The 8291-nt window shown below is 36.0% G+C and carries 5 protein-coding genes and 1 pseudogene; 3 read left to right on the top strand and 3 right to left on the bottom strand.

From position 1 onward, the window contains the following. Positions 1 to 188: 188 nt before the first annotated feature. The gene (locus tag ACFINY_RS03750) at positions 189 to 554 is read left to right on the top strand and encodes a hypothetical protein (protein ID WP_375700857.1); all 366 of its coding nucleotides are present in this window, start codon (positions 189 to 191) and stop codon (positions 552 to 554) included. A 45-nt stretch (positions 555 to 599) separates the two neighbouring features. After that, entirely contained in the window at positions 600 to 1049 is a 450-nt protein-coding gene (locus ACFINY_RS03745) for a hypothetical protein (protein WP_375611689.1), read from the top strand. 1534 nt (positions 1050 to 2583) lie between these two features. Here the strand turns inward: ACFINY_RS03745 and ACFINY_RS03740 are convergent. After that, entirely contained in the window at positions 2584 to 3357 is a 774-nt protein-coding gene (locus ACFINY_RS03740; protein ID WP_375611688.1) for a DUF4167 domain-containing protein, read from the bottom strand. A gap of 1695 nt (positions 3358 to 5052) precedes the next feature. Continuing rightward, the gene (locus ACFINY_RS03735) at positions 5053 to 5496 is read right to left on the bottom strand and encodes a hypothetical protein (RefSeq protein WP_375610680.1); all 444 of its coding nucleotides are present in this window, start codon (positions 5494 to 5496) and stop codon (positions 5053 to 5055) included. Between the two features lie 492 nt (positions 5497 to 5988). Here ACFINY_RS03735 and ACFINY_RS03730 point away from each other — a divergent pair. Further along, positions 5989 to 6084 (top strand): annotated as a pseudogene (locus ACFINY_RS03730) (DUF4102 domain-containing protein); the annotation flags it as partial. Between the two features lie 1640 nt (positions 6085 to 7724). Here the strand turns inward: ACFINY_RS03730 and ACFINY_RS03725 are convergent. Beyond that, complete coding sequence (locus tag ACFINY_RS03725; RefSeq protein ID WP_375611687.1) at positions 7725 to 8210, bottom strand: hypothetical protein; 486 nt, start codon at positions 8208 to 8210, stop codon at positions 7725 to 7727. Positions 8211 to 8291 lie beyond the last annotated feature (81 nt).

Here is an 8291-nt window from a genome sequence, read left to right as displayed (position 1 = left end):
AAACCCATCTCAAAGGGGAAAACCCATCTCAAAGGGGAAAACCCATCTCAAAGGGGAAAACCCATCTCAAAGGGGAAAACCCATCTCAAAGGGGAACTAAAAAACTTTGAAAGCGTTTAACAGTGAAGAAGTCCCTAGGCTGACAAATTGGAGTCCGCTCTGTCAACCTGTCATTTGGAAAATAATTGATGAATCCCCTTGTTTTTATCCTCTTATTAGTTTCATGTACAGATGATTTTAATAGTTGCTATTCGAACAATACAATGGTTAAAATCTATCCCACGGCTCAAGCTTGTGAACAGGCCATGGTCCCGTCCACAAAAAAGTTTGCACTTTATGGACAACAAATTTTTGCTCAATGTATAAACGTACAACCCAGTTTACATCAACAAGAAGTAAACTTGATCTGGTCTGTAACAAACCGTGGAAATTTTCTTCTTAAAAGCCAAAACGTAAAGGACAAGCTGTCTACAGTACACAAAGAAGATATTTTACCAACATCGCTTCCTCTTTTACATTCTTCTTCCACAAACCTCTTGCACAAAAAACTTTAAAAGCATAAACCCATCAGATCTCAAAAAAAATAATCAATGAAAGACATGATGGATAATAAGCGAATGCACCCTTCAAAAGACCATCACACAGAGCAAAATTCTCTGCCTCAAGATCTCCCTTTAGACCCTGCCGTAGAACGAGTGAGAAAAAAACTTATGGGTTTAATGATTATTTCCGTTTTAATAACGCTTTTCCTTATTCTAACCGTACTGTTTTTAATTGTTTATAAAGTGATAAAAACCGGATCAGCGCCAAAACAAACAGAGCTATCTTCCTCTCTCAGCAAAAACCCACACGTTATCCATCATACGCTCTCTCTACCGGAAAAAACACAGATTTTGTCGCAAAGCCTCTCAGAACACAATATTGTACTGAAAGTTTTAACCCCTGATGGACAAACAAAATTTATGATTTACAATTATCATACCGGTGCACTTGTCTCCATTCTTTCTGTTGAAACAACAAAAGAGAGAGCGAAGATAATGCCTCATTAAGAAAACTAACATCAATAAGCGCTGACATAGCATTCTGAAGGTTTAAACATTTTCTGCAAGCCGGCATTATCACACGCTTTACCAACTCGTGGATGTTGCCCACAATCCTTGGCGCTAGAGAGAGTTCATAAGAGCCATTTTTATTCCTTCTTATACAAATTTATCCACACGGGCTCTCCCCGTTTGCAACGTGCAAGCGAATGGTTTTTGTTGATCCAACATGGAACAAATTTGGAAATGAGAGAATTCTAGGGGTTTAGGGGCCCTCACCTAACATTCAAAACAATGAATTATTATTATAAATTAATGTGATAAGTCTTAAATATCCACCACACGGGCGACGGCGCGTTTTTTACTGTATCCCCTCACTTAAATCTTGGAAAAGAAGAAACCTTTCTGTCAACGCATTCCCATTTTAAGAAAATGACATCACTTGGGAAAAGCTAATAAACGTGCAAGAAATACCTCTTCTTGAGTGCAAAAATTCAACATACTAATTTATAGTGATGATTTATTTTGCATGTCAAACGAGAATCTCAAATACTGTAAGATTCTCCCTTTCAAATCTGTTCGTAAAAAACTGAATCAAAATCATTTCTTTACATATCCCAGCAAGGAAATGGATGAATAAAATACCTCTTATAGATAATCAGGTATCAAAAGAAGAACTGTTGCAACATTGAAAATTAAAGCAATAACGCCCAGTTTACATCTTTTATTAAGCAAAGATAACCGATGGATTTCACATGATAGAATTCATGAACACCAGTGCGAAATGGGCATGAATACATTGAATATAAGTGTGAATTAAATAAAACAACGACATTGCGTTCTTCATAAAAGAACTGCCTCTTAAAATACACGGATGTGGTTTTCTCTGTATTCCCTCACTTAAATCTCAGCAAAGAGGCAATCTTTTCTGTCAACACCCTTTGTTAAGTCTCAATATTGCCGGTGAAAATCCAAAGAAAGCGCAAGAAGCTTCTTGAGCATATTATAATTTACTATCATGATACCAATAACATCACCACAAGCGCTTATACAGCCCCCTTCAGGTTTAAACATTTCCCTCTGCCTCAAGATTGACCACTTGAGCGACGACGCATCTTCCCCTGTATCCCCTTACTTAAATCTCAGCAAAGAGGCAATCTTTTCTGTCAACAGCCTTCGTTAAGTCTCAATACAGCCCCGTGAAAACTCAAGGAAAGCGCAAGAAGCTTCTTGAGCATATTATAATTTATTATCATGATACCAATAACATCACCACACAAGCGCTTATACAGCACACTTCAGGTTTAAACATTTTCCTCTGCTTCAAGATTGACCACTTGAGCGACGACGCATCTTCCCTGTATCCCCTTACTTAAATCTCAGCAAAGAGGCAATCTTTTCTGTCAACAGCCTTCGTTAAGTCTCAATACAGCCCCGTGAAAACTCAAGGAAAGCGCAAGAAGCTTCTTGAGCATATTATAATTTATTATCATGATACCAATAACATCACCACACAAGCGCGCTTACACAGCACCCTTCAGGTTTAAACATTTTCCTCTGCCTCAAGATTGACCACTCGGCGACGGCGTGGTTTTCTCTGTATCCCCTCACCTAATCCAGGCAAAGAAGAATCCTCTTTTGTTGCTGTTTTTGTTGCTGTTGATGCATCTCCATTGCTAGAGCTTTCTGCTGTTGTAAGTGAAAGCTCAAGAGATGATTCATCTTGAGTCCGTACAGTACGTCGACGAGGAGAACGACGTATTTTTTTGACAGGTTCAACATTTTTCTCAGAGAGGCAGTGCTCTTGATCTGTTTTTTCATCCGATAGAGCCTCTAAAGCGTTTTCACGCGCATCCCCATTTTGCGCTTTATCATATTGGCCATTGCCATTTTTTTGCGACGACATTTGTAATACATCTGTATCACCCTCGACAGCATCCTTTTTTTCACCATCAAGATTTATTTCACCGCATTCTTGCCCATTGTTTTCATCACGATTTTCGTTTTCATCACCACGATTTTCATCACGCCGAACCGATTGAGACATTTGCCCAGCTGCTGCTAAAATAATACGCAAATAGTGCTCGGCATGTTGTAAATAATTTTCCGACATAACACGATCACCTGCACCTTGTGCATCACGTGCAAGGCTTATGTATTTATCGGCAATTTGCTGAGCATTCCCGCGAATTTTAACATCCGGACCGCTACTTTCATAATTGCGAGACAACGGATTAGGACCGCGACGATTATTATTGTTATTACCATTATTGTTATTATTGCGACCGCGTACCCGTCTATTTTGTTGTGGCCTCATCTTTATCCCTTTTTGGAGTGTTTGTCTTATGTGTGTCTTAATTGACGCTTCCTCATTACATTATCTTTTGATAATGCTGATCATGTTTAACATACGATTATCAAGCTATCCGCGTTTATTTCACTCAAACGAACCCTACTGATATTGATAAAAGCATATATTTTCTTGAAAATCACAAAACAGCAGGGAAATCGTAAATCAAAAATTCCCTTTTTCTCTGTCAAACAGCAGAAACCTAATGATGTTCACGTAAAATGCCAAGTGTTTTTTTTAAAATAAACCATATTTCACTAAAAAAATAATTATCTTGTGGAAAACAAAAAGGAAAACACACATATAACACACCTGACAAAGAAAAAATTCCTGCCAGAGAATAGTAGAAGCTTCCTTTTTTGCTCTAAAACCACCGCTCCTAAAAACGCCGATATCCTCTACCCCCTCGTGCATTTAACTCACAAGCACTTCCATCTCAACGAGTCACTGCGCGAACCTCTTTATTTTATAAATATAGCCTCTCTTCATCGCTAAAGCAACCCCTTGCGAGCGATAATCCACGATCGCCTCACAAAACCTCTTAACTTTTATAGATAGATTAACACGAAGTATTATTCAAGCCCTATAATCACCAAGAGATCAATCTTCTTTCCCAAACAAGTCAATGATACTATCAATTTTTATTTTAACCCATAGAGTTTTTAAGTTAATCACAGTTTTTATTTATAACAAATTGAGCTTAAAAACAAAATATTTAAATACAAAAAAATATCAAATTATGAAAAAAACGACCAATATGTCACACTTTTTTAAAAATCAGCTTCTTCTCAAAAAAATACCCTCCTCAAAGCCTATCAATAAGAATGGCCTAACGTATTTCCTTACTTATCTTTTCTGATAAAGAATTTTCTGATAAAGAAAACTAGAATTATAAAACAAGCACATTTTTAAACCCAGCACAGCGCTTTACGCATGAAGAAGCGGTAAATGTTTATAAAAGGAATGTTTTTTTACTCATTTTTGTCATGTCTATTGACTTACACCCTCAAAGAAGGAAGATTCTCAAATCACACTGGTCTGTCAACAATGAAAATACTTATAAAATTCATACACTGAATTGATTTGTAATGATAATTCATATTTTTTGTGTTGAGTAAGAAAATTAATACCGTAGGATTTTTCATCCTCAATCTGTTTGCTGTTGAATCAATCTCTTTTTCTTGCATGTTACACGTAGGAAAACCTGCGTGGAGTAAAAACAATAAAAAAGACTAAAAGTGCCTCTTATGAACCCTCTCTAAGGCTAAGGGGCTGTCGAGAGGCACCATTGGGAGCGAGCAAAGTGTGAGATAGTACCGGCTTATTCTTTGTTTAAACCATAAAGATGAACATGCTTTATAAATTTTATACATTTCATGATGGTTTTACCATTATACCATTCACCAAAACCATCACGAAATGGATTTCCCACACTCGTTATTTCCCTTAAAAAAGCGCAACAAATCCTCCTGAAACTCCACCACGCCCCCTTAAACATTTCAAGGAGGCCATCCATACCTTATGTCGCCACACCTTAAATAAGAAGTGCGATATAACAAGATAAATAAATCAAGCTGCTATTGGTCATGAGGCAGATAGTCATTTAAGAGGCTTTTATCTTTTTATCAAAATTCGCATCCTTTTAACTTTCCATATAAAAACTTAAAAGTAATTGCGCCTTTTGCCTGTTTTATTTTCTCTTTCATTCAGAAAACAGTCTCGTAAGAGAAAATAATTTCCATCCCCAGGACGGACCCTCGTCAAACATTGTTTTTTAGCACTATCAGAAAGCTTATCCCACATTTCACGAATAGCAAAATAGGCCTCACTTTCCAAATTAAGACAATGCTGATAAACCTCTCTTTTCATATCGGGCATAACGGAGGCAGAAATTTCCTTGCAATATACGCGTAGATCAAAAACAGGAATAACCAATTCAACGGGTGCTTGTTGTGTTACTTTTTTATGAGAAGAAAAATAACTAACCACCTTTGCAACAACAAAACACAAAAACACTATACAAAAAAGTATTATGCAAACAAAAGCAATCTTGCGATATAATCTTTTGAAATAAGCCTTTTGTCTTGCTCGGATTCTTTTTTCCATAAAGATTGTACCCTTTAATATCCCAAGAGAAGCTTTTACAGCAAAAAATGATAGAAGTATCTGTGTACACAATACAGGTTATAGCCGCAAACGATCAAGACTCTTATGTCAAAAGACTCTCTTTTTTACCGTATAATTCTTATCGTATATAATTCTTATGAAACACTTTTCTCATGCCCTTTATGAAAAAATAGGGCTGATGATTTTCTCTCACCACTTTTAAAGACGAAGATTCTTCATCCATGCGGATCTATAAACAATTCGTCTTTGTTAAGACATGTCATATTGATTTATAAAGAATATTTATTGTTTTACATGTTGAATGAGAAACCCGAACACCATAGGATTCTCTCATCCGAAGTTTGTTTTCTATTGAAACAATCAAAACCATGTTGCTTACAAGTTACAAGCGGAGCTAGCATGTGGATTAAAAACTGTATAAGAAAGGCATATGGCTCTTATGAAGCATCTCACGAACCAAGGCTGTCGTAAATATTGGGAGCTAGAAAATACAATAATGGTGCGGGCTTGCCTCTACATAAGCGTAAAGATGGGAGTGCTCAATGGATTTACCGTTATTCACCACACAAACACTTCATATATAAAATCTTATACGCCTTCTATTACCGCCCCCTCAAAAAGCAGTCGCTAAAACAAGATAAGAGATTATAGATGTAAAACTCCTAACAAAAAAGAATGGACTTTCTAATCGAGATCAACAAACACTGTTAAAGACACATTTGCATTTTTGACCATGCTGGCATGTATGATAATGGCCCTTCAAATGCGCCACCATTTTATGCTTCACCTCATATCATTCTCCGTCAAACAATCACAAAGATTCTTTAACTATTCAACGCCCCCCAACCAAAGCAAAGAAACCAACCCCAGACGCCTGCATTTTTATTTGAATCTTCCCTATTGGGATAAAACACACAAGAATTTAAAGATTTCACTGCAAAATGAAATCACAAAATACAATAATGAGAAAAATATCCAAAGCCATCTCAATAACAAATATATAGCGCCCCTGTTATTAGAAAGTAAAAAAAGCCGCACCATTTAAAGGCGCGGCTTATGAATAGAGATATAACTAAATAAAATACAAAAGAAATCAATAATAAATACTTATACACAAAACGTATAGTATTGCAAGCTTTTTAATTATATTTATAAAAATATCCAAAAAGAGTATAAATAATGATACATTCGTATTGAGGAGAGCTGTTTATAACAATACACTTTCTAAAATAAAAACGTATCAAATAAATCAAAATACTTTGTAGCTTTATCTCAATATAATCCATGAAAAAACACACATGATTTAAGTCCATAATTATAATAAGACCCGTTCTTTTACGCTTGTAAAAGCTGGTTTTTCTTAACTTACATTCACCACTTCAAAAGATGAAGATTCTTCACCCAATCTGATTTATCAACAGCCCAGATTGCAGTGGGGTCCATTTGGCTTTCTCACATGTGATTGATTTAAACTTAAAGCTCAACAAATAAGCCTGCCTTAAATATTTGCCACGCCCTTTAAAAAACACTTTTTGTATCATGGAAGCTCTTACAAAGAGACTTGCCTTATATCATCACACCTGAAAGGACAGTCTTTACAGCATAAACAGGATAAGACAAATCAACAACCGCTTGTACAATCTTGTCTGATAAGAAAACAAGTGAAACGTTAGCCTTCAAGCCTGCTCCAACAGTACAGCATTTCTCTTCTTTATAAGAAAAGACACAACGATACGCATGATTTTTTTATAGGCATTTTTCTGCTTTTGTCCTTTTGGCAATTAACATTTTCTTTTTATGGGATTTTTAACAAATTAAAATTGCGAGGAACTGCACTTTTTCTCTTTTAAAAAAGCGTAAAAACCGCAAATTATTTATAGAGTTAAAATCATCAAACGCTCTATCCAAAAGCTTTTTAAAATGATTGCAAGATTTTTTATCTTTTTAAAGCTTCTTTTGCCATGCGTTTCTATTTGGGCATAGCTCCTTACTCTGTAGGCTTTAAAAACTTACCCTTAGATTTCAATATGCGCCCTACTCTCCCCAACAACGCATGATCAACTTATCCAGCAACAACGCTTCTCTATCAATTTTTACCATTTTTTAACATCTCAAACAAAGTGCAATTTCAGGCTCCACCGAAGATATAAATCAGGTTTATCTGATCTATAGCTTCACCCCATACATATTGTTATGATCACTCTTTTCTATTTTTCCTTATCTAACAAAGAAGAAATCTCTCTAGAATGCTCAACACTGATGTTTTGAGTAACACTACTGTGTATTTCTAGCGGCTTATGTGCTGTAAATTTTGAAATAAAAGAGCTGTAGTCTATTTTTGGCGCCTCGTATATTGGAGAAAAAAATATGTCTCCAACGGACGATGATTCTGTTTTAATTTCTGGTGCGCTCACAAAACTGTTTGGTGTCGTTATTCCACCACTCACAACACTATTAATACTGTCTTGCTTCTCTTCTTTCTCATTTTTTTTCTGTTCGACATTGATAAGATCTAGAGCATTTAATTTTTTTTCTAAAGCATCCATGCGCTTTGCAATTTTTGTAATATCTTCATATGCTTTCTTCAACAATGCGTTTAAAGGAGCATGTCCCATTCTTCCGCTAGCATAAAGAACCACACGAATACATTCCGGATCATCAATATCAGAAATAGAAAATGGAAAAAGTGCCATTATATCCCCCTTTTTGATAAGCTAAACGCGTATTAAGGCATTTGCATCTCTTTTTTCGTTGTACGGCTCTTGCATTTCTCA

It is taken from the genome of Bartonella sp. AA23NXGY, assembly GCF_042197165.1.
Classification (GTDB): Bacteria; Pseudomonadota; Alphaproteobacteria; order Rhizobiales; family Rhizobiaceae; genus Bartonella.
Note: the sequence above shows the minus strand (reverse complement) of the source record. Positions and strands in the feature narration are given on the sequence as shown.